Genomic DNA, 19,030 nt, shown 5'->3' on the forward strand with positions numbered 1-19,030 from the left:
GTTCGTGAGTCGGAGCGGCGCGGCCGGCCGGATCGGCCCGGCTGCGGGGTTGGGGGACGCCGCGCGGGCCGGGCGGCCTCGCGGGCGGGATTCCGGATCAGGCCTTTTTCAGCGCCAGCGCCCGGCCGGCGCGGCTGGACGTGGGCCGGCCGATCTGGCCGGAGATCCATTGCCCGATGTCCACGACCGCATCCAGGTTCACGCCGGTGCTCAGGCCCTGGCCCTGCAGCAGGTACAGCACGTCTTCGGTGGCCACGTTGCCGGTGGCGCCCTTGGCGTAGGGGCAGCCGCCCAGGCCGGCCACGGAACTATGGAAGATTCGCACCCCGCAGTCCAGGGCCGACAGGATGTTGGCCAGGGCCTGGCCGTAGGTGTCGTGGAAATGCCCGGACACCCGGGTGCCCAGGTCGGTGATCCGGCCCACGGCGCGCAATACCCGGGCTACCTGGGCCGCCGTGCCCACGCCGATGGTGTCGGCCACGTCGATTTCGTCGCAGCCCAGCTGCAGAAAGCGTTCGGCCACGTCCACGACAGCGCCGACGGGGACTTCGCCCTGGTAGGGGCAGCCCAGGGAACAGCTGATGCTGCCGCGCAGGCGCAGACCGGCCTGTTTGGCCGCCGCGGCCACGGGCTCGAAGCGGGCGATCGATTCGGCGATGGAGCAGTTGATGTTGCGCTGGGAAAAGGCTTCGCTGGCGGCTCCGAAGATCACCACTTCGTCCACCCGCGCGGCCAGCGCGCCTTCCAGGCCGCGCATATTGGGGACCAGGGCCGAGTAGATCGTGCCGGGCCGTCGGGCGATGCCGTCCATGACCTGCGCGCCGTCCGCCATCTGGGGGACCCATTTGGGCGAGACGAAGGACACCGCTTCGACGTTGGGGAAGCCGGCGGCGGCCAGCCGGTCGACGAGTTCGATCTTCACCGCCGAATCGAGGAACTGCTTTTCATTCTGCAGGCCGTCTCGCGGACCGACTTCGACGATCTTGACGTATTCGCTCATGGGGATCCTTGCCGATGCATGAAGCCCGGCCCGATGCGCCCGGAGCCGGTCTGTGGAGTCATGCCACGATCATAGCGCGCCGCCTGCGGGCGTGGGAGGCAGGGCCCCTGGATGGGGCTTACGCCCGGTCCGGCAGCCGCCGGTAGCGGCCGTCCGGCTGGCGTTCCAGCGCGCCGCTGATTTCCAGGAGGGTCAGGCGGCTCGTCAATCGGTCGATGGACCAGCCTGTCCGGGCCTGCAGGGTGTCGAGGTCGGCGGGTTCGTAGCCCAGGGCTTGCAGCAGGGGCGCCGCCTCGGGATCCGGTTCCTGTTGCGGGACCGGGCGCGGCGCGGCGGGACCGGCGGCGATTCCCGGGAGTCCGCCCTGGCGCAGTTCCTCGACGATGTCCTGCCCGGATTCGACCAGCTTGGCCCCCTGGCGGATCAGCGCATGGCAGCCGCGCGACAGCGGGGAATGGATGGAACCGGGGATGGCGAAGACCTCGCGTCCCAGTTCGCCCGCGAGCCGCGCGGTGATCAGCGATCCGCTGCGGGCGGCGGCCTCGACCACCAGTACGCCCCGGCCCAGCGCCGCCACGATGCGGTTGCGCTGGGGAAAATGAAAAGGCAGGCCCTGGGCGCCCAGCGGGAATTCCGACAGCATCAGGCCGTGTTCCGCGATGCGGTGCGCCAGGGCGCGATGGGCGGGCGGATAGACCCGGTCGATGCCGGTTCCCAGCACGGCCAGGGTGCCGCCGCCCGACGCGCCCGCGTCCAGCGCGCCGGCATGGGCCGCCCCGTCGATGCCGCTGGCCAGGCCGCTGACCACGCACCAGCCCTGTTGCGCCAGGTGGCGCGCGAAATCGTGCGCGTTGCGGGCGCCTTCGGGCGTGGCGCTGCGGGCGCCGACGATGGCCAGCATCGGCCGGCTCAGGATGTCCAGCTGCCCGTGCGCGTACAGGATGGGCGGCGGATCGTTCAATTCGAACAGGGCCTGGGGATACAGGGGGTCGGCCAGCGTCAGCAGATGATGGCCGGGTTCCGCCAGCCAGCCCAGACTGGCGGCTATGGCCTGCCGCAGGGGCTCGTCGGGGGCCTGGCGCAGCCGCGCCGCCAGGCCGGGATCCAGGTACCGGGCCAGGCTGCCGGTGGACGCCGCGCAGATGTCCTGCGGCATGCCGAAGACCGACAGGAGCAGGCGGATGCGCGCCGCCCCCAGTTCGGGTTCGAGGCTCAGGCGGATCCAGGCCCGCAGTTCGTCTTCGGCAATGGTCAGTGGCATGGCGCCAGTGTGCCATGAATGAACGCCCCGGGCCGGTCCCGGCGGGATGTTTCTGTCTTGGCCCGTGGACGGTTTCATCGGGAAAACATGTTTTATGATAGAGCTTTAGGCATCACAGAATCAGGCAATCAACATGGCTTTGCTTCCCATCCTCAAATATCCGGATCCCCGGCTGCACAAGGTCGCTGCCCCGGTGCAGCAGGTGGATGACCGCATTCGCCAACTGGTGCGCGACATGGCCGAAACCATGTATGCCGCGCCGGGCGTGGGCCTGGCGGCCACGCAGGTCGATGTCCACGAACGCGTGGTCGTCATCGACGTGTCCGAAGACGGCGACGACCTGCATGTGCTGATCAATCCCGAGATCACCTGGAAAAGCGACGAACTGCAGGTCTACGAAGAAGGCTGCCTGTCGGTGCCGGGCGTCTACGACGAAGTCGAGCGTTCGGCCCGCATCCACGTGCGCGCGCTCAACGAGCAGGGCGAGCCCTACGAATTCGACGCCGAAGGCCTGCTGGCCGTCTGCGTGCAGCATGAACTGGACCATCTGCTGGGCAAGGTCTTCGTCGAATACCTGTCCGTGCTGAAGCAGAACCGCATCCGCACGCGCCTGCGCAAGCAGCAGCGCGAATCCCAGCGCGAAGCCGCCGGGGTCTGAGGGCATGCGGGTCGTCTTTGCCGGAACCCCCGAATTCGCCCGCCAGGCCCTGGCCGCCATCCTGCAGGCGGGGCACCAGGTCGCGGGTGTCCTGACCCAGCCGGATCGCCCTTCCGGGCGAGGCATGAAATTGCAGCCCGGCCCCGTCAAGCAGGCGGCGCTGGACGCCGGCGTGGCCGTGCAGCAGCCGCGCAGCCTGCGCCTGGACGGCAAGTTCGCCGACGAGGCCCGGTCCGCGCAGGCCGCGCTGCAGGCCTGGGCGCCGGACGTGATGGTGGTGGCGGCCTATGGCCTTATCCTGCCCCAGTGGGTGCTGGATCTGCCGCGCCACGGCTGCCTGAACATCCACGTCAGCCTCCTGCCGCGCTGGCGGGGGGCGGCGCCCATCCAGCGGGCCATCGAGGCCGGGGATGCGGCCAGCGGCATCACGATCATGCAGATGGATGCGGGCCTGGACACCGGCGCCATGCTGCTGCAGGTGGAACGGCCCATCGGGCCGGACGACACCGGCGCCAGCCTGCATGATGCGCTGGCGCAGGACGGCGCCGGGGCCATCGTCCGGGTGCTGGGCGAGCTGGATGCGGGGCGCGCGCCGGCGCCCGTGCCGCAGCCTCTGGATGGCATCACGTACGCCGACAAGCTGCAGAAATCCGAATCGGTCCTGGATTTTTCCCTGCCGGCGGCCGTGCTGGCCCGCCGCATCCGAGCCTTCGATCCGTTTCCGGGGACGACGATGGTCCTGCCGGGGATCGATCAGCCGGTGAAGGTCTGGGCCGCGCATGCCTTGCCCCCGGATCGTCGCCCGGGCGGGGAAGCGCCCGGCGCCGTCGTGCGCACGGGCCGCGAAGGCATCGACGTGGCGACGGCGGATGGCCTGCTGCGGATCACCGTGCTGCAGAAGCCCGGCAGCCGGCGTCAGCCGGCGGATGTCTTCCTGCAATCGTACCGGGCGCCGTGACCGCGCGGCCGTTCAGCCGCCGGATGATTTCTTGCGCGACGTGTCGATGCCCAGCTGTTTGAGCTTGCGGTACAGGTGGGTGCGTTCCAGCCCGGTGCGTTCGGATACCCGCGTCATGCTGTGATTTTCGTGCAGCAGGTGGTATTCGAAATAGATGCGCTCGAATTCGTCGCGCGCTTCGCGCAGCGGCTGGTTCAGGGAAATCGCGCCCAGGTGGGAATCGTCCGTGGCCGCGACGGCGGCCGGAGCAGGCGCTGCCGCTGTCGCGGCGTTGTTGATCGCGGGCGGCTGGGTGAACACCGGGTCGGGCATGACGGGCCGTTCAGTGCGGCTGCGCATGGACGCCGGGATGACCGGACGGGCCAGGCCGGCCGCCACGGTCTTCAGCAGCTTTTGCAGGGTGATGGGTTTTTCCAGGAAGTCGACGGCGCCGATGCGGGTGGCTTCCACGGCGGTGTCCACCGTGGCGTGGCCGCTCATCATGATGACCGGCATGTTCAGCAGACCCTGGCTGGACCATTCCTTCAGCAGGCTGACCCCGTCGATGTCGGGCATCCAGATGTCCAGCAGGACCAGATCCGGTCTTTGACGCAGGCGGTAGTCGCGGGCCTGAGCGGCATTTTCCGCGAGTTCGACCGTGTGGCCTTCGTCGTAGAGAATTTCGGACAGCAGTTCGCGAATGCCGATTTCGTCGTCGACCACCAGAATTCTGGCCATATCACCTCACCTGTGTATTGTGCGTATTATCCTGTGCCTGATCCTCGGCGTCCAGCCGGACAATCCCGTCGGCCAGACGCGAGAACAGGATCGAAATGCGGGCGCCGCCTTCGGACCGGTTGGAAATGTCCACCTGGGCGCCGTGTTCTTCGATGATCTTCTTGACGATGGCCAGGCCCAGGCCGGTGCCCGTGGCTTTGGTGGTGACGTAGGGCTCGAAGACCCGGTGCAGGACTTCCGGCGCGAAGCCGGGGCCGTTGTCCGAGACGGTCAGGCGGATGCGGGCGTGGTCGGCCGGGTCGTCGGGGGCGATCAGCCGCGTCTGGATCCGGATTTCCGCCGTGCCGGGCGCCGCATGGGTGCTGGCGGCGTCGCGGGCATTGGCCAGCAGATTGTGGATCACCTGGCGCAGCTGCGCGGGGTCTCCCTGGATCAGGGGCAGCGGCTCGGCCAGGCGGGCGTCGATGCGCACCCCCGACCGGGCGGGCGCGTGGCCCGGTTCGGCCGGATCCCAGCCGTACAGGGTCAGCACGTCGGTCAGCAGGGCGTTCAGGTCGATGTCCTGCATCTGCGCCGGCGGCGTGCGGGCGTATTCGCGGAAGTCGTCGACCATGTGCTTGAGCGACGTCACCTGGTTGACGATGGTCTGGGTGGATCGCTGCAGCATGGCGGCGTCGTCGGCGTCCAGGCGGTCGGCCAGCTTCATGGCCAGGCGCTCGGCCGACAGCTGGATGGGGGTCAGCGGATTCTTGATTTCGTGCGCCAGGCGGCGGGCGACTTCGCCCCAGGCGACCGTGCGGCTGGCGGAGATGACCTCGCTGATGTCGTCGAACACCACCAGGTAGCCGTCTTCGTGGCCGTCCATGATCAGCCGGGTGCCGCGGGCCAGCAGGGTGATGACGTGCTTCTTGCGTTCATTGTCCGGCGCCTGCTGCAGCTCGATCTCGAACTGCTGCTGCCAGTAGGGGCGGGTGGACTCCACTGCGTCGTGGGACGCGAAGGCCTGGCGGATCAGCTGCGACAGCGCCAGGGCGCCGTCCACGGTTTCCAGGGGCCGGCCCTGGCAGGTGCGCAGGTCCAGATGCAGGATGGCCTGCGCCCCCTGGTTGAACAGGCTCAGGCGGAAGGCGTGGTCGAAGACCAGCACCCCGGACGACAGATTGCTCAGCACCGATTCCAGGTACAGATTGCTTTGTTCCAGCTGGCGCCGGTGGCGGTCCACCATCTGGCGGGCCTCGTCCAGCTGGCGCGTCATGGCGTTGAATGACCGGGTCAGCTGGCCGACCTCGTCGCGCGCCGGCGGTTCCGGCAGGGGGCGGTAGTCGCCCACGCCCACCGCCTGGGTGCCCGAGGCCAGCGTCAGCAGGGGCCGCACCAGCCGGCGCGACACCGCCAGGGCGACGACGACGGCGGCGAACACCGCGAGGATCAGGGCCAGGGTCAGGGTGATGCCGTAGAGCTTGCGCAGCCCCAGCCGCGACAGGGCCAGTTCCTGGTAGTCCCGGAAACCCTGCTGCACCTGGCTGGCGTTATGGGCGATGCGCTCGGGCACGGCCTGGATCACCTGCAGCCAGCGGGTGTCGCTGCCCAGGCCCATCGGGGTGCCCAGGCGGTCCGCGGTGGAACCCAGCGGGATGATGATGCGCAGATGCAGGCCGGTGCTGGTGGGGCCGCTGGCGGGGGCGACGTCGGCTTCCGCCGCCGCATAGCCCTGCGAAACCCGCAGCTGGTTCATGACGCTGCTGGGCGGCAGATCCGGCAGCAGCTGGCCGAAGGCCGACGAGGAAAAGGCGACCAGGCGGCCGTTGCCGGTGAACACCATGGTCTCGTCGATGCCATTGCTTTCCCGCAGCGACGTGATCAGCAGCGCGGTCTCGGCGTCGCTGGCGTTGTTCAGCCGCAGCGCCATGCTGCGCGCTTTGCCGTTCAGCTCGTTCAGCTGGGCGTCCAGGGCAGCGCGGCCCAGGTTCAGACCCGCTTCCAGGGCGCTGTCCACGCGCACGTTGAACCAGGATTCGATCGAGCGCGACATGAACTGCACCGACAGCACGTAGATGATGACGCCGGGCAGGATGCCGATCAGGGTGAAGTACAGCGTGAAGCGGGCGGTCATCCGGGCGCCGAACTGGCGGCGCCGGATCTGGCGGACCAGCCGGATCGCCAGCATGGCCACCCAGGACATCAGGGCGACGGCCAGGACGCCGTTGAGCAGCAGCAGCAGGTCGTACTGCTGCGCGTAGCGCGAAGCGTTGCCCGTGGACCAGACCAGCAGCCCCAGCAGGGCCACGGCGCTGATGGCCGCGACCAGCAGCGCGATGCGCAGCGCCCAGCGGATCAGTTTCGGGGCGTGCCGGCGGAAAGAGAAAACGTGAATTTTTTCCATGGGGTCGTCAGGGACCAGGCGTTGCTGTTGATGGCGTCGACCTGGAACGGTCGGGCCAGCCGCGAGGTATCCAGCCGCAGACGCAGTTGCCCCTGGTATTCGATGTCGGGCTTGAACTCGTCGGCGGGGGCCACCTGCCAGCCGCGGATGTGGCGCACCAGGTCCAGGGCCTCATCCAGCGTGGCGGCGGGCAGGGACAGGTCGTCCAGGCTGACGCGCCATTGGCGGGTCAGGGCGTTGAACTGGATGCGCCAGGTCTGTTCCGTGGTGACGACGGTCTTGTCGAACCACCACCAGCGGGGGCGCAGGATTTCGAGGTCGGCGGTGAAGTACAGGGGCACGCCTTTCTGCGCGGCGTCGTGGAGCTCGCTGCCCAGGGTGAAGTCGATGTCGGCGTCGATCAGCAGCTGGCCTTGCTGCACCAGCGGTTCGATGCGCACGACCTGGCCGTCGCGGCCATAGGCGGCCGGCAGCAGGTTCAGCAGGCAGAAGGTCAGGGCGGTCAGAAAACGGAGCATGCTCGAAGCCGGGCGACGGGGCGGACAATGGCGGTATTGTTGATGACCCCGCGCCCGAGCGCAAGCCGGGGATGAGATCGCCCCCCGGTTTTCGGTTCCCCAGCCGGGCGATCGAGGCGGCGCGAGGCCCGGTCCGGCCGGCGCGTACTATCGGGGCGCCTGCTCCGGCTTGCGCAGCAGCGCGTAGAAAAATCCGTCGCCCTGGTCCGCGCCGCCCGGCAGGATCTGGCCGGGCGCCGGCAGGCGTTGCGCGTCGGGGTGGCGGTCCAGAAAGGCCCGGATCTGCCATTCGCCTTCCTGGGGGAAGATCGAGCAGGTGGCATACAGCAGATGGCCGCCGGGCGCCAGCAGCGGCCACAGCGCATCCGTGATGCGGGCCTGCAGCGCCGCGGTGCGGACCACGTCTTCGGCTCGCCGCAGCCAGCGGATGTCGGGGTGGCGGCGCACCACGCCGGACGCCGTGCAGGGCACGTCCGCCAGGATGGCGTCGTAGGGCTGGCCGTCCCACCAGGCGGCGGGGTCGGCGGCGTCGGCGCAGCGCAGCCGCACGTCGCCGGATTGCAGGCGCAGGCGCTGCAGCGTGTCCGCCACCCGCGACAGCCGCTGATCCTCGCTGTCCAGCGCCGTCAGGGTCAGGACGTGGCGTTCCAGCAGATGGGCGGTCTTGCCGCCCGGCGCGGCGCAGGCGTCCAGTACCCGCATGCCGTCTCGCAGGGGCAGCAGTTCGCCCGCCCGCTGGGCCGAGGTGTCCTGCACCGACCACCAGCCTTCGGCGAAGCCGGGGATGTCGCGCACGGGCCTCGGGCGGTCCAGGATCAGGCCGGCGGCGCCGACCGGCCCGGCGGCGATTCCCGCCTGCCGCAGCCGCTCCAGCAGCGCGTCGCGGCCGATCTGGCGGGCGTTCGCCCGCAGCGTCATGGGCGGGGGCAGGTCGGCCGCCCGCAGAATCGCCTCCCAGTCCTGCGGCCAGGCCTGCCGCAGGGCATCGATCCACCAGTCCGGGTGGTTCCAGCGGGCCAGCGGCTTTTCCAGGATCCGCGGCAGCAGCGTGTCCCGTTCCCGTCCGTAGCGGCGCAGGACCGCGTTGATCAGGTTCTTCGCGGGGCGCGTGTGGCGGTCGGAGTCGGCGGCCTGCACCAGTTGGTGGACCAGCGTGTGTTCGGCATAGACCGGCGTGCCGGGAGGCTGGTCGGCGCCGTCGGCCTGGCGCCGGCTGGCTTCCAGCAGGCTCAGGCCCAGCAGCAGCAAGGCCTCGGTCAGGCGGTCGGACGGTCGGCGCGGCGCCAGCAGCGCCCGCGCCGTCTGGGCGAATCCCAGCTGGCGCATGGCATGAAAGGAGAGCGCCTGGGCGGCCGGCCGCAGGTCCGGCGGCGACCGGTCCAGGGACTCGGACAAGGACAGTCCGGTCAGCACGCCGCGCACGGCACGGGCGGCGGCCAGCAGCTGGCTGGCCAGGGAGGCGTCCGCCGCATGGCTTGTCCCGCCCGCGGGGGCGGTCCTGGGAGAGTGTGGTGATTCTGGCACGATAAAAAGGGGAATTCCGCCGGTGAGGAACGTTTTTTGGGGACTGTAGCACCAATTCATTAAAATCAAGGGTTTGCTCTGCACCTTGAGGATTTCATGAGCCCATCCCCCCGCGTCGGTTTCGTCAGCCTGGGCTGCCCCAAGGCCCTGGTCGATTCGGAACGCATCCTGACCCAGCTGCGCATGGACGGCTACACCATCAGCGCCGATTACGACGGCGCCGACGTGGTGGTGGTCAACACCTGCGGTTTCATCGACAGCGCCAAGGCCGAATCGCTGGATGCCATCGGCGAAGCCATCGTCGAGAACGGCAAGGTCATCGTCACCGGCTGCCTGGGCGTCGAAGCCGACATGATCCGCGACGTGCACCCGGCGGTCCTGGCCGTGACCGGCCCGCAGCAGTACGAGCAGGTGGTGCGCGCGGTGCACGAGGCCGCGCCGCACGAACGCGCCCACGACCCCTATGTGGATCTGGTGCCGCCCCAGGGCATCCGCCTGACCCCGCGCCACTACGCCTACCTGAAGATCTCCGAAGGCTGCAATCACAACTGCAGCTTCTGCATCATTCCTTCCATGCGCGGACGCCTGGTCAGCCGGCCGATCGGCGACGTGCTGGGCGAGGCCCGCCGCCTGGTGGATGCCGGCGTGAAGGAACTGCTGGTGATTTCCCAGGACACCAGCGCCTACGGCGTGGACGTCAAATACCGCACGGGTTTCTGGGATGGCCGCCCCGTCAAGACCCGCCTGACCGAACTGGCCCAGGCCCTGGGGGAATTCGGCGTCTGGGTGCGCATGCACTACGTCTACCCCTATCCGCACGTGGACGAACTGATTCCCCTGATGGCCGAGGGCCGCATCCTGCCGTATCTGGATATTCCTTTCCAGCATGCCAGCCCGCGCATCCTGAAGGCCATGAAGCGTCCCGCCTTCGAGGACCGCACCCTGGCCCGCATCCGCCAATGGCGCGAGGCCTGTCCGGACCTGACGCTGCGCTCCACTTTCATCGTCGGCTTCCCGGGCGAGACCGAGGAGGACTTCCAGTATCTGCTGGACTGGATGAGCGAGGCCCAGTTGGACCGCGTCGGCTGTTTCCAGTATTCGCCGGTGGAAGGCGCCCGGGCGAATGAACTGGCCGATCCGGTGCCCGATGAGGTCAAGGCGGAACGCTGGGAACGCTTCATGGCGCATCAGCAGGCCATTTCCACCCAGCGCCTGGCGGCCAAGATCGGCCGCACGCTGACGGTGCTGGTGGACGAGGTCGACGACCAGGGCGGCGCTACTGCCCGCTCGATGGCCGACGCCCCCGAGATCGACGGCAGCGTGCTGCTGCGCGACGCCGCCGGTCGCGCCCCCGGCGATCTGATCCAGGTCCGCATCGAGGACGCCGACGAATACGATCTGTACGGAACGCCGGTCTAGCGTCCCGTGCGGATCAGCCGTCCTGGGCGCTAGCTTTCTTCGGAAGGCTTGCGCGGCACCACCCGGGGCGGCGGTTTGCCGTCTTCCAGGGGCTGGGCCCGCTTGAAGACCGTGACGGGCAGGTCGCCGATCACTCCGCGCCGGGCGGCCGCCCGCCAGGCGTGGCCGTAGGCGACTTCCAGGCTGAGATGGATGGTGCCGTCCTGGTGGCGGCGGCGCTCCAGCGCCTGGACCAGGCGGTCGCGCCAGGCGCGCCCGGCCAGCCCGGGCCGCCGCCGTGCATGCGGGTTGCCGCCCAGGGCATAGACGTCTTCCAGCAGCTTGTCGGCGGTCTTGTAGGTCAGGGTGATGATTTCCTGATCCATCACGGGGTCGGCGAAGCCGACCTGCAGCATCAGGTCGCCGAAATCATGCATGTCCACGAATTCCATGGGCTGGGTGTCCAGGCCCGCCTCGGCGACGGCGTCGCGCAGTTCGCGCAGCGATCCCGGCCCCAGGCTGGAATACATGGCCAGGGCGTCGTTGCGCAGGATGCGGCGCCATTCCTGCAGCACCAGGTGCGGTTCGGGGTGCCAGTGCAGAGCCAGGTTCGACCACACCAGATCCAGGCTTTCATCGGGCAGGCCGGTCTCGGCCAGGTCCGCCTGCAGGAAGTCGGGCTGCGGCGTGGGCTTGTTGCGCAGGCGATGCCAGAAGCCGGGCTTGCTCAGGTAGCGTTCGCGGGCTGTGTCCAGCAGCGCGGCGCAGTGATCCTGGCCGATGTAGCGCAGGTTCGGATAGCGGGCCCGCAGCGGGTCCAGGGCGTGCGCCGCCCCGCAGCCGGCGTCCAGGATGTCGTGCGGATCGATCCGGATGTAGCTGAGCCGGCGCAGCATGCGCTGGGCGATCTCGCCGAACAGGAACTGGGGTGCGTCCAGGGGCGCGCGCCGGGCGAATTGCCGCGAAACGGCCGCTGGGTCGATGGGCAGGCGGGGAAGCTGTGACATAAAGGATCAAGGCCGGTGCCGCCGCGCCCCGGGCTGTGGTGTGATGGAGCGCACTGGCGAAAAGGAAGGTGACATTATGCGGCATCTGACAGCCTGGCGCGACTGGCGCGGCTGGGTCCCGGCCGAATGCCCGGGCTGCGGGCTGCGGATGGCCGGGCAGGGGCTGTGCCCCGCGTGCGCGGGGGCGCTGGCCATGGACCCGGGTCTCCCGCGATGCGCGGTCTGCATGCATCCCCTGGCGGCGGGCCGGTGCCCGGACTGCGCGCCCGCCGCGCCGGCGTACGACCGGATCATCGCCGCTTTCGACTACCGGGACCTGGGCCGCGAGTTGGTCCAGGCCTACAAGATCCGATGCCGCCTGTCGCTGGCCGATGTGCTGGCGGACCGGATGGCCTGCGCCGTGCGCGGGGCGTGGGCGGCCGGCGCGGATGTTCCCCGCTGGATCGTCCCTGTGCCGGCCCGGCGCCTAGCCTTGCGCCAGCGCGGCTTCAGCCCTCCCGCCGAGATCGCCCGCCTGCTGGCGCCGCGCCTGGGGCTGGCCTGCCGTCTGACGGCGGTGCGCCGCCTGCGGGACGGCCGCAAGCAGGCGGCGCTGGGGCGCGCGGACCGGCTGGAGGCCCAGGCGGGCCTGTACGCCTGCGACGGTCCGCGGGACCGGCGCGGCCTGTCCGGGGCATGGCGCCGTCCGGCGGCGGACCTGGCGGGCGCCCGGATCGCCGTCGTTGATGACGTGCTGACGACCGGCGCGACGATGCATGCGGTGGCCATGGCGCTGAAGGCGGCGGGGGCGGGCAGCGTGGAGGGCTGGGTACTGGCCCGCGCCGTGCGTCACGGGGCGGGGCCTCGATCCTGAGGGCGCCGGCGGCGCTCTACAATCGGGGCCTGTCCCTTGTGACCGTCACCGTCCCGCATCCATGTTTCACATCGTTCTGGTCGAACCCGAAATCCCGCCCAACACGGGCAACATCATCCGGCTGACCGCCAATACCGGCGCCCATCTGCACCTGGTGCGTCCGCTGGGGTTTCCCCTGGACGACGCCCGCATGCGCCGGGCGGGGCTGGACTATCACGAATGGGCCGACATGCGGGTGCACGACAGCCTGGCCCAGGCGCTGGAGGCCATCGGCGGAGATCCCGCCCGACGTTTCGCCCTGACGACGCGCGGTTCGGTCCTGATCGGGGAATGTCCCCTGCGGGCGGGCGACGTCTTCGTCTTCGGCCGGGAAACCGCCGGCCTGTCGGATGAACAGATGCGGTTCTTTCCGCCCGGCCAGCGCATCCGCCTGCCCATGCGGCCGCAGCAGCGCAGCCTGAACCTGTCCAATGCCGTGGCGGTGACGGTATTCGAGGCCTGGCGGCAGGCCGGTTACGAAGGCGGCGTCTGACGCCAGGGCGCGGGCCGCGCAAGGGGCGCGCCCGGATCGTGGCGGCGAGCGCTTATTCCGACCGCGCTTCGCGGGCCAGCAGCGCCGCGACGGCCTGACGAGGCGACAGGCCTTCGAACAGCACCTGGCAGACCGCTTCCGTGATGGGCAGCTCGATCTCGTGGCGCCGCCCCAGCGCCAGGGCCGCGCGGGCGCAGCGCACCCCTTCGGCCGTCATGCCGCCGGCCAGGATGGCGTCCAGCGGCCGGCCCTGGCCGATCGCCACGCCGACCTGGCGGTTGCGGGACAGATCCCCCGTGGCGGTCAGCACCAGGTCGCCCAGGCCCGTCAGGCCCGTGAAGGTTTCCGCCCGTCCGCCCAGGGCCACGCCCAGGCGCTGGATTTCCGCCAGGCCGCGAGTGATGAGCGCCGCCCGGGCGTTGGTGCCCAGGTTCAGCCCGTCGCTGATGCCGCAGGCGATGGCCATGACGTTCTTCAGGGCGCCGCCGACTTCCACGCCGATGATGTCCCGCGTGGTGTAGATGCGGGCCTGGGTGCCGTGGAAGGCCGCTTGCGCCGCTTGCCCGGTTTCCGCGTGGGAACTGGCGACCGTCAGCGCGACGGGCAGGCCCTGGGCGACTTCCCGGGCGAAAGAAGGGCCGGACAGCACCCCGGCCTGCAGCCGGTCGTCATGGGGCAGCGAGCCGCTGACGATCTGGTGCGGCCATTGCAGGGTGTCCGGGCTGATGCCCTTGCACGTCCACAGCAGGTGGATGGGCGAATGCGACCCGGCGGACAGGTCCCGGGCCAGTTGCCGGCACACATCGCCCAGCCCCGCCATGGGCACCCCAAGCACGATCAACCGGATGGCGTCGTCCGGACCTTGCCGCACGTGGGCCAGGGCGGCCGACCAGTCATCGGTGGCCGTCAGCGAGGACGGCAGATCGATGTCCGGCAGGTAGCGCGGATTGCGCCGGGTCTGCCGGACGGCGCGGACCGTATCGGCGTCGCGCGCCCAGAGCAGGGTGTCGCTGCGCTGGCTGGCCAGCGCGGCCAGCGCCGTGCCCCAGCTGCCTGCGCCCAGCACCGTGAGCCGAACGGATGACATAGGGTGGGTCCTGGTGGTGGCCGTGGGCGGCGGGTTCCGACGACCGGGGGCCGGACGGAACCCGCCGGTTTCGTCAGTTGCGGGCGCCCGGGGGCAGGATCAGGCCCGAGTCTTCGCCCTGGGACTGTTCGCCGGCCTGTTGGGCCATCCGTTGCTCGTACAGCGCCTGGAAGTTCATTTCGCTGAGATGCAGCGGCGGCAGCGAGGTGCGCGTGATGGCATCGGCCACGTTGGCCCGCAGGTAGGGGTAGAGCATCGTCGGGCAGACGATGCCCAGCAGCGGGTCGAGCTGGTCGGCCGGGATGTTGGAGGCTTCGAAGATGCCGGCCTGGCTGAGTTCGACCAGGTACAGGACCTTGTCGCCGATGCGCGTGGTGACGGTGGCGGTGACCACGGATTCGAAGACGGATTCAGCCAGCTGCTGGCCGCCGACCTGGATCGAGACTTCCACGGTCGGGCCTTCCGGTTCCAGGAAGATGGCCGGCGCATTGGGCATTTCCAGCGACAGGTCCTTGACGTAGGTGCGTTGCAGCCCGAAGCTTGGGGCTTGGCCGTTTTCGGTTTGGTTTTCTTCAGACATGGGGTTTTCCGTGCGAGATGGGGTGGGGTATCGGAATCAGGCCTGCAGCAGCGGCAACAGGCCGTTGGCGCGGTCCAGGGCGGAAAGGTCGTCGAAGCCGCCGACATGGCGCTCGTCGATGTAGATCTGCGGGACCGTGCGCCGGCCGGTGCGTTCCATCATGACGGCGCGCTGGGCGGGATCGCGGTCCACGTAGATTTTACGGATGTCCTGGACGCCGCGTTGTTTCAGCAGCATCTCGGCGCGTGTGCAGTAGGGGCACACGGTGGTGCAGTACATGGTGACTTGGGCCATCTTGGGGACTCGATCAGGATTTTTTCAGCGGCATGCCGCCTTCGGTCCAGGCGTTCAGGCCGCCGTCCAGGCAGAACGCGCGGGTGAAGCCGTGCTTGCGCAGTTGCGCCACGGCGCGGGCGCCTTCACGGCCCTGGGCATCGACGATGACCACGGGCTTGTCCTGGGACAGGGTGCCCAGGTGGGCGTCCAGCGTGTCCAGGGTGATGTTGCGCGCCTGGGGGATGTGGCCGGCCTTGAATTGCTCGGCCGGGCGGATGTCCACGAACACGCCTTGCTCGCGGTTGATCTGGTCGATGGCGTCGGTCAGGGCGATGCGCGCGTTCGAGCGCCCTTTGCTCAGGCCGGGCCACAGCAGCATGGCGCCCGACGCCAGGGCGATGAGCAGGATCCAGAGGTTGTTCTGGCTGAGTAAAAAGTCCACAGAGGTTCCTGTAACAACGGTCAAGGGAAATTGTATGCCGGGGATTATAAAATGGTCGGCAGTTTTGAACTTCGCAGGTTAACCGATCATGCACAAACTGGTCCTCATGCGCCATGGTGAAAGCCAATGGAATCTCGAAAACCGCTTCACCGGATGGACCGATGTGGACCTGACGGACACCGGCCGAGCCCAGGCGCGGCAGGCGGGCGAACTGTTGCGCGCCCAGGGATATGAATTCGATCTGGCCTTCGCGTCGGTGCTCAAGCGCGCCATCCGCACGCTCTGGATCGCCCTGGATGCGATGGATGCCATGCATACGCCGATCGGGCTGAGCTGGCGCCTGAACGAACGCCATTACGGCGCCCTGCAGGGGCTGAACAAGGCCGAGACCGCCGCCAAATACGGCGAAGCCCAGGTGCTGCAGTGGCGCCGCGCCTATGCCATCGCCCCGGAACCCCTGTCGGAAGACGATCCCCGTCACCCGCGGTTCGACGAGCGGTACCGCCGCGTGCCGGCGGACCAGCTGCCCGCCACGGAATGCCTGCGCGACACCGTCGACCGGGTGGTGCCGTTCTGGAACGATTCCATCGCGCCGGCGATCCGGTCGGGGCGGCGGGTGCTGGTGTCGGCCCACGGCAACAGTCTGCGGGCGCTGATCAAGCATCTGGACGGCGTGTCCGACGAGGACATCGTCGGACTGAATATCCCGACCGGCCAGCCGCTGGTCTACGAACTGGACGACGAACTTCGGCCCCTGCGCCACTACTACCTGGGCGACGAGGAGCAGATCCGCGCCGCCATGCAGGCGGTGGCGAATCAGGGCAAGGCAAGCCAGGCCTGATATGCGTCATGTCGGCCTGGGGCTGTTGCTGTGTCTGGCCGCGGTCTGCGCCCAGGCGCAATCTTCTTTGCAGACGCGCCAGACGCAGGCCCGCGAGGACCGGCAGGCGCTGCGCGAGCAGATCGACGCCTTGCAGAAGCGCATCGGGGCGACCGAGTCCGCCCGCCAGGACGCCACCGTCGCGCTGAAGGATTCGGAACAGGCGATTTCCGACATCAGCCGCAAGCTGGCCGATCTGGACCAGCGCCACAAGGCGCTGACCGAGACCCTGCAGCGCCTCCAGGCCGCCCGCCAGCAGCAGACCGCCGAATTCGACCGCCAGCGCAAGGCGCTGGCCGACCAGTTGCGGGCGCAGTACGCCAGCGGCCTGTCGCCCTGGACGGCCCTGCTGTCCGGCCGGGATCCCCAGGAAATCGGCCGCGAGCTGGCCTACCTGGCCTATGTGTCGCGGGCCCGGACCAAGGACCTGAAGGCCTTGCAGGACACCGTGGCGCGGCTGTCGGAACTGCAGCGGCAGACCGATGCCAGCCAGAAGGAACTGGCCGCCCTGGTGGAGGACACCCAGGCGCAGAAGCAGGCCTTGCAGACCCAGCAGGCTCAGCGCCAGGATGTTCTGGCTCAGGTGCAGTCGCGCCTGAAGGACGAACACCGGCAGGCCAAGGATCTCCAGGCCCGGGACGGGCGGCTGGGGAATCTGATCCAGTCGCTGGATGTCGAGATCGCCCGGGCGGAGGCCCGCCGCCAGGCGGCGCTCAAGGCCGCGGCCGAGCGCCGCGCCAAGGAACGGGCGGAACAGGCGCGGCGCGAACAGCAGCGCCTGAAGGCGCAGCGCGAGCAGGCGGCCCGTGAGGCGCAGCAGGTGCGCGAACAGGCCGAACGCCACGTTCGGGAATCGGCGGGGCAGGGCCTGTCCGCCGAAGAACAGGCTGCGACTCCGGCCTCCGCCCGGTCCGAGCCGCCCGCGTCGTCCCCCGCCGAGGACGAAGTCCGGGCGGTGCCCGACAAGGGCTTCGCCGGTCTGCACAAGAACCTGATCCGCCCGGTGTCAGGCGAGGTCCAGGGGCGCTTCGGCATGCAGCGTCCCGAAGGCGGCGTGTGGCGCGGCATCGTGCTGCGCGCGGCCGTAGGCACGCCGGTGCGCGCCGTGGCCTCCGGCCGGGTCGTGTATGCGCATTGGCTCAGCGGTTTCGGCAATCTGCTCATCATCGACCACGGCCAGCAGTATCTCAGCATCTATGGCTACAACCAGGCCCTGCTCAAGCAGGTGGGCGACGTGGTCTCGGCCGGGGACGTCGTCGCCCGGGTCGGCGCCACCGGAGGGCAGGTGGAACCAGGCCTGTATTTCGAGTTGCGCCATCAGGGGGCCCCGATCAATCCCCAACTATGGCTGCGGCCTTAATTTCTGTACTATGTTGAGTTTGGCGCGGGCGCATTGCGTGGCGGGCCGGTCTGACGGCAGGACACTTGTTTAGGAAACGTGCATGGGCATGCGAAAGAATCGATCATTGGGGTGGATTGCGGCAGGTTTTCTGGGAGGCATCCTGGTCAGCCTGGGCATCACGGCAGCCGCCCAGAAGGGCGAACCGCTGCCGCTCAAAAGCCTGCAGCAGTTCGCCAACGTCTATGGCGCCATCAAGTCCAGCTACGTCGAACCCGTGGCCGACCAGGTGCTGATGGACGATGCCATCAAGGGCCTGTTCGCCGATCTGGATCCGCATTCCGTCTATCTGGACGAGGAAGCCTACAAGCAGATGCAGGACATCACGCGCGGCGGCTTCGGCGGGCTGGGCATCGAAATCGGCACCCAGGACGGCATGCCCAAGGTCATCGCCCCCATCGAGGACACCCCGGCGGCGCGCGCCGGCATCCTGACCGGCGACCTGATCACGCAGATCAATGGCGAACCCACCAAGGGCATGTCCCTGAACGATGCCGTCAAGAAAATGCGCGGCGAACCGGGCACCCCCATCGACCTGACCGTCGAACGCGCCGGCAGTCCCAAGCCGCTGAAATTCCACATCGTCCGGGAAATGATCAAGACCCGCAGCGTGCGGGGCAAGATGCTGGCGCACGACATCGCCTATGTGCGCATCAGCCAGTTCCAGGACCGCACGACCACCGACCTGGTCAAGATGCTGTCTGATCTGTCCAAGAAGCAGGCGCCCAAGGGCCTGGTCCTGGATCTGCGCAACGACCCGGGCGGCCTGCTGGACGGGGCGATCGGCGTGACCTCGGCCTTCATCGATTCCGGCAAGCTGGTGGTCTCGACCAAAGGCCGCATTCCCTCGTCCAACGAAGAATTCTATGCGCGCTCCCTGAACAGCAGCCATGGCGTCGATGCCGGGGTCACGCTGCCCTCCTGGACGCGCACGGTGCCCATGGTCGTGCTGGTCAACGTCGGCTCGGCCTCGGCCTCGGAGATCGTGGCGGGCGCCCTGCAGGATTACAAGCGCGCCCAGATCATCGGCAACCGCACGTTCGGCAAGGGGTCGGTGCAATCGGTGCTGCAGCTCAGCAAGGACACCGGCATCAAGCTGACCACGGCCCGCTATTACACGCCCAATGGGCGCTCCATCCAGAATACCGGGGTGGCGCCCGACCACGTCGTCGACGACAGCGCCGCCGGCAATCTGTTCCGCATCCAGCGCGAGGTCGATCTGCAGCATCACCTGACCAACCAGGCCGCGCAGCAGACCGACAAAGACGATGAGAACGACTTCGTGCCGGGCGAAATCAAGATGTTCGAATTCGGCGGCGCCGATGACTGGCAGCTGCAGCAGGCGCTCAATGCCCTGCAGGGGCGTCCGGTGCTGAAGTCCGACCCGGCGCAGGTGCGCCAGGCGCGGGCCGCCACGGACAAGGAAAATTCGGCGAAACCGGCGCCTTCGGCCTCCAGACCGGCTCCGGCTGAAAAAAAAACCCTGAATAATGGCTCGGGCGCGGTGGAACACTACCGGATCACCCCGGAAGGGATGATCAAGGTCCAATGACGCCC

At 69.0% G+C, this 19,030-nt stretch carries 19 protein-coding genes; 8 read left to right on the top strand and 11 right to left on the bottom strand.

Annotated elements, in window-relative coordinates; translation table 11 throughout:
- Positions 1-97: 97 nt before the first annotated feature.
- Positions 98-1,000 carry a hydroxymethylglutaryl-CoA lyase gene (locus Q0263_RS02740; protein WP_298013103.1) on the bottom strand — a complete coding sequence of 301 codons (903 nt, stop codon included), beginning with the start codon at positions 998-1,000 and terminating at the stop codon, positions 98-100.
- Between the two features lie 118 nt (positions 1,001-1,118).
- Positions 1,119-2,261 carry a DNA-processing protein DprA gene (dprA, locus tag Q0263_RS02745; protein ID WP_298013105.1) on the bottom strand — a complete coding sequence of 381 codons (1,143 nt, stop codon included), beginning with the start codon at positions 2,259-2,261 and terminating at the stop codon, positions 1,119-1,121.
- Between the two features lie 133 nt (positions 2,262-2,394).
- On the opposite strand from dprA, the gene def reads away from it, so the two are divergent.
- Together def and fmt are read left to right on the top strand one after the other, a co-directional pair.
- Entirely contained in the window at positions 2,395-2,919 is a 525-nt protein-coding gene (gene def, locus Q0263_RS02750) for a peptide deformylase (protein WP_298013107.1), read from the top strand.
- Between the two features lie 4 nt (positions 2,920-2,923).
- The gene (fmt, locus tag Q0263_RS02755) at positions 2,924-3,877 is read left to right on the top strand and encodes a methionyl-tRNA formyltransferase (RefSeq protein WP_298013109.1); all 954 of its coding nucleotides are present in this window, start codon (positions 2,924-2,926) and stop codon (positions 3,875-3,877) included.
- A gap of 12 nt (positions 3,878-3,889) precedes the next feature.
- Here the strand turns inward: fmt and Q0263_RS02760 are convergent, their stop codons facing one another.
- From Q0263_RS02760 to rsmB, 4 genes are all read right to left on the bottom strand, one after another.
- Positions 3,890-4,594 (bottom strand): response regulator, encoded by a 705-nt coding sequence (locus Q0263_RS02760; protein WP_298013111.1) that lies wholly within the window; start codon positions 4,592-4,594, stop codon positions 3,890-3,892.
- Between the two features lies 1 nt (position 4,595).
- The gene (locus Q0263_RS02765) at positions 4,596-6,929 is read right to left on the bottom strand and encodes an ATP-binding protein (protein WP_298013383.1); all 2,334 of its coding nucleotides are present in this window, start codon (positions 6,927-6,929) and stop codon (positions 4,596-4,598) included.
- The gene (locus Q0263_RS02770) at positions 6,929-7,495 is read right to left on the bottom strand and encodes a DUF4390 domain-containing protein (protein WP_298013113.1); all 567 of its coding nucleotides are present in this window, start codon (positions 7,493-7,495) and stop codon (positions 6,929-6,931) included. Before Q0263_RS02770 ends, Q0263_RS02765 begins: the two co-directional genes overlap by 1 nt.
- Positions 7,496-7,642: 147 nt before the next feature.
- A complete protein-coding gene (rsmB, locus tag Q0263_RS02775; RefSeq protein ID WP_298013115.1) occupies positions 7,643-9,019 on the bottom strand; it encodes a 16S rRNA (cytosine(967)-C(5))-methyltransferase RsmB in 1,377 nt (458 codons plus the stop codon).
- A 96-nt stretch (positions 9,020-9,115) separates the two neighbouring features.
- Here rsmB and rimO point away from each other — a divergent pair, with 96 nt between their 5' ends.
- A complete protein-coding gene (gene rimO / locus Q0263_RS02780) occupies positions 9,116-10,438 on the top strand; it encodes a 30S ribosomal protein S12 methylthiotransferase RimO (RefSeq protein WP_298013116.1) in 1,323 nt (440 codons plus the stop codon).
- Positions 10,439-10,467: 29 nt separating this feature from the next.
- Here the strand turns inward: rimO and Q0263_RS02785 are convergent, their stop codons facing one another.
- Positions 10,468-11,424: a methyltransferase domain-containing protein gene (locus Q0263_RS02785; protein ID WP_298013118.1), complete on the bottom strand. Its 957-nt coding sequence runs from the start codon at positions 11,422-11,424 to the stop codon at positions 10,468-10,470.
- 76 nt (positions 11,425-11,500) lie between these two features.
- Between Q0263_RS02785 and Q0263_RS02790 the strand changes: the two genes are divergently transcribed.
- Together Q0263_RS02790 and Q0263_RS02795 are read left to right on the top strand one after the other, a co-directional pair.
- A complete protein-coding gene (locus Q0263_RS02790; protein ID WP_298013120.1) occupies positions 11,501-12,277 on the top strand; it encodes a ComF family protein in 777 nt (258 codons plus the stop codon).
- 61 nt (positions 12,278-12,338) lie between these two features.
- A complete protein-coding gene (locus Q0263_RS02795) occupies positions 12,339-12,809 on the top strand; it encodes a tRNA (cytidine(34)-2'-O)-methyltransferase (protein ID WP_298013122.1) in 471 nt (156 codons plus the stop codon).
- 52 nt (positions 12,810-12,861) lie between these two features.
- On the opposite strand, the gene Q0263_RS02800 is transcribed toward Q0263_RS02795, so the two are convergent.
- The 4 genes from Q0263_RS02800 to Q0263_RS02815 form a co-directional block, all read right to left on the bottom strand.
- Complete coding sequence (locus Q0263_RS02800) at positions 12,862-13,896, bottom strand: NAD(P)H-dependent glycerol-3-phosphate dehydrogenase (RefSeq protein ID WP_298013123.1); 1,035 nt, start codon at positions 13,894-13,896, stop codon at positions 12,862-12,864.
- A 73-nt stretch (positions 13,897-13,969) separates the two neighbouring features.
- Positions 13,970-14,476 carry a protein-export chaperone SecB gene (gene secB, locus Q0263_RS02805; RefSeq protein WP_298013125.1) on the bottom strand — a complete coding sequence of 169 codons (507 nt, stop codon included), beginning with the start codon at positions 14,474-14,476 and terminating at the stop codon, positions 13,970-13,972.
- Between the two features lie 36 nt (positions 14,477-14,512).
- On the bottom strand, positions 14,513-14,770 hold the full coding sequence (gene grxC / locus Q0263_RS02810) for a glutaredoxin 3 (RefSeq protein WP_298013127.1): 258 nt from the start codon (positions 14,768-14,770) through the stop codon (positions 14,513-14,515).
- Positions 14,771-14,783: 13 nt separating this feature from the next.
- Complete coding sequence (locus Q0263_RS02815; RefSeq protein ID WP_298013129.1) at positions 14,784-15,194, bottom strand: rhodanese-like domain-containing protein; 411 nt, start codon at positions 15,192-15,194, stop codon at positions 14,784-14,786.
- A gap of 88 nt (positions 15,195-15,282) precedes the next feature.
- On the opposite strand from Q0263_RS02815, the gene gpmA reads away from it, so the two are divergent.
- The 3 genes from gpmA to Q0263_RS02830 all read left to right on the top strand — a co-directional run bounded on the left by gpmA (position 15,283) and on the right by Q0263_RS02830 (position 19,025).
- On the top strand, positions 15,283-16,035 hold the full coding sequence (gpmA, locus tag Q0263_RS02820; RefSeq protein ID WP_298013131.1) for a 2,3-diphosphoglycerate-dependent phosphoglycerate mutase: 753 nt from the start codon (positions 15,283-15,285) through the stop codon (positions 16,033-16,035).
- Between the two features lies 1 nt (position 16,036).
- Positions 16,037-17,434 (top strand): peptidoglycan DD-metalloendopeptidase family protein, encoded by a 1,398-nt coding sequence (locus Q0263_RS02825; protein WP_298013133.1) that lies wholly within the window; start codon positions 16,037-16,039, stop codon positions 17,432-17,434.
- 88 nt (positions 17,435-17,522) lie between these two features.
- Entirely contained in the window at positions 17,523-19,025 is a 1,503-nt protein-coding gene (locus Q0263_RS02830; RefSeq protein ID WP_298013135.1) for a S41 family peptidase, read from the top strand.
- Positions 19,026-19,030: the final 5 nt, after the last annotated feature.

The organism is uncultured Castellaniella sp. (assembly GCF_937988725.1).
Taxonomy (GTDB): domain Bacteria; phylum Pseudomonadota; class Gammaproteobacteria; order Burkholderiales; family Burkholderiaceae_B; genus Castellaniella.

What these genes read in the sequence shown, in the direction of transcription:
- dprA (WP_298013105.1), bottom strand. Translation starts at nt 2,261, where the DNA reads ATGCCACTGACCATTGCCGAAGACGAACTGCGGGCCTGGATCCGCCTG.
- Q0263_RS02785 (WP_298013118.1), bottom strand. Translation starts at nt 11,424, where the DNA reads ATGTCACAGCTTCCCCGCCTGCCCATCGACCCAGCGGCCGTTTCGCGG.
- Q0263_RS02760 (WP_298013111.1), bottom strand. Translation starts at nt 4,594, where the DNA reads ATGGCCAGAATTCTGGTGGTCGACGACGAAATCGGCATTCGCGAACTG.
- Q0263_RS02825 (WP_298013133.1), top strand. Translation starts at nt 16,037, where the DNA reads ATGCGTCATGTCGGCCTGGGGCTGTTGCTGTGTCTGGCCGCGGTCTGC.
- def (WP_298013107.1), top strand. Translation starts at nt 2,395, where the DNA reads ATGGCTTTGCTTCCCATCCTCAAATATCCGGATCCCCGGCTGCACAAG.
- Q0263_RS02740 (WP_298013103.1), bottom strand. Translation starts at nt 1,000, where the DNA reads ATGAGCGAATACGTCAAGATCGTCGAAGTCGGTCCGCGAGACGGCCTG.
- Q0263_RS02770 (WP_298013113.1), bottom strand. Translation starts at nt 7,495, where the DNA reads ATGCTCCGTTTTCTGACCGCCCTGACCTTCTGCCTGCTGAACCTGCTG.
- secB (WP_298013125.1), bottom strand. Translation starts at nt 14,476, where the DNA reads ATGTCTGAAGAAAACCAAACCGAAAACGGCCAAGCCCCAAGCTTCGGG.
- Q0263_RS02830 (WP_298013135.1), top strand. Translation starts at nt 17,523, where the DNA reads ATGCGAAAGAATCGATCATTGGGGTGGATTGCGGCAGGTTTTCTGGGA.
- grxC (WP_298013127.1), bottom strand. Translation starts at nt 14,770, where the DNA reads ATGGCCCAAGTCACCATGTACTGCACCACCGTGTGCCCCTACTGCACA.
- Q0263_RS02800 (WP_298013123.1), bottom strand. Translation starts at nt 13,896, where the DNA reads ATGTCATCCGTTCGGCTCACGGTGCTGGGCGCAGGCAGCTGGGGCACG.
- Q0263_RS02790 (WP_298013120.1), top strand. Translation starts at nt 11,501, where the DNA reads ATGCGGCATCTGACAGCCTGGCGCGACTGGCGCGGCTGGGTCCCGGCC.
- rimO (WP_298013116.1), top strand. Translation starts at nt 9,116, where the DNA reads ATGAGCCCATCCCCCCGCGTCGGTTTCGTCAGCCTGGGCTGCCCCAAG.
- gpmA (WP_298013131.1), top strand. Translation starts at nt 15,283, where the DNA reads ATGCACAAACTGGTCCTCATGCGCCATGGTGAAAGCCAATGGAATCTC.
- fmt (WP_298013109.1), top strand. Translation starts at nt 2,924, where the DNA reads ATGCGGGTCGTCTTTGCCGGAACCCCCGAATTCGCCCGCCAGGCCCTG.
- Q0263_RS02795 (WP_298013122.1), top strand. Translation starts at nt 12,339, where the DNA reads ATGTTTCACATCGTTCTGGTCGAACCCGAAATCCCGCCCAACACGGGC.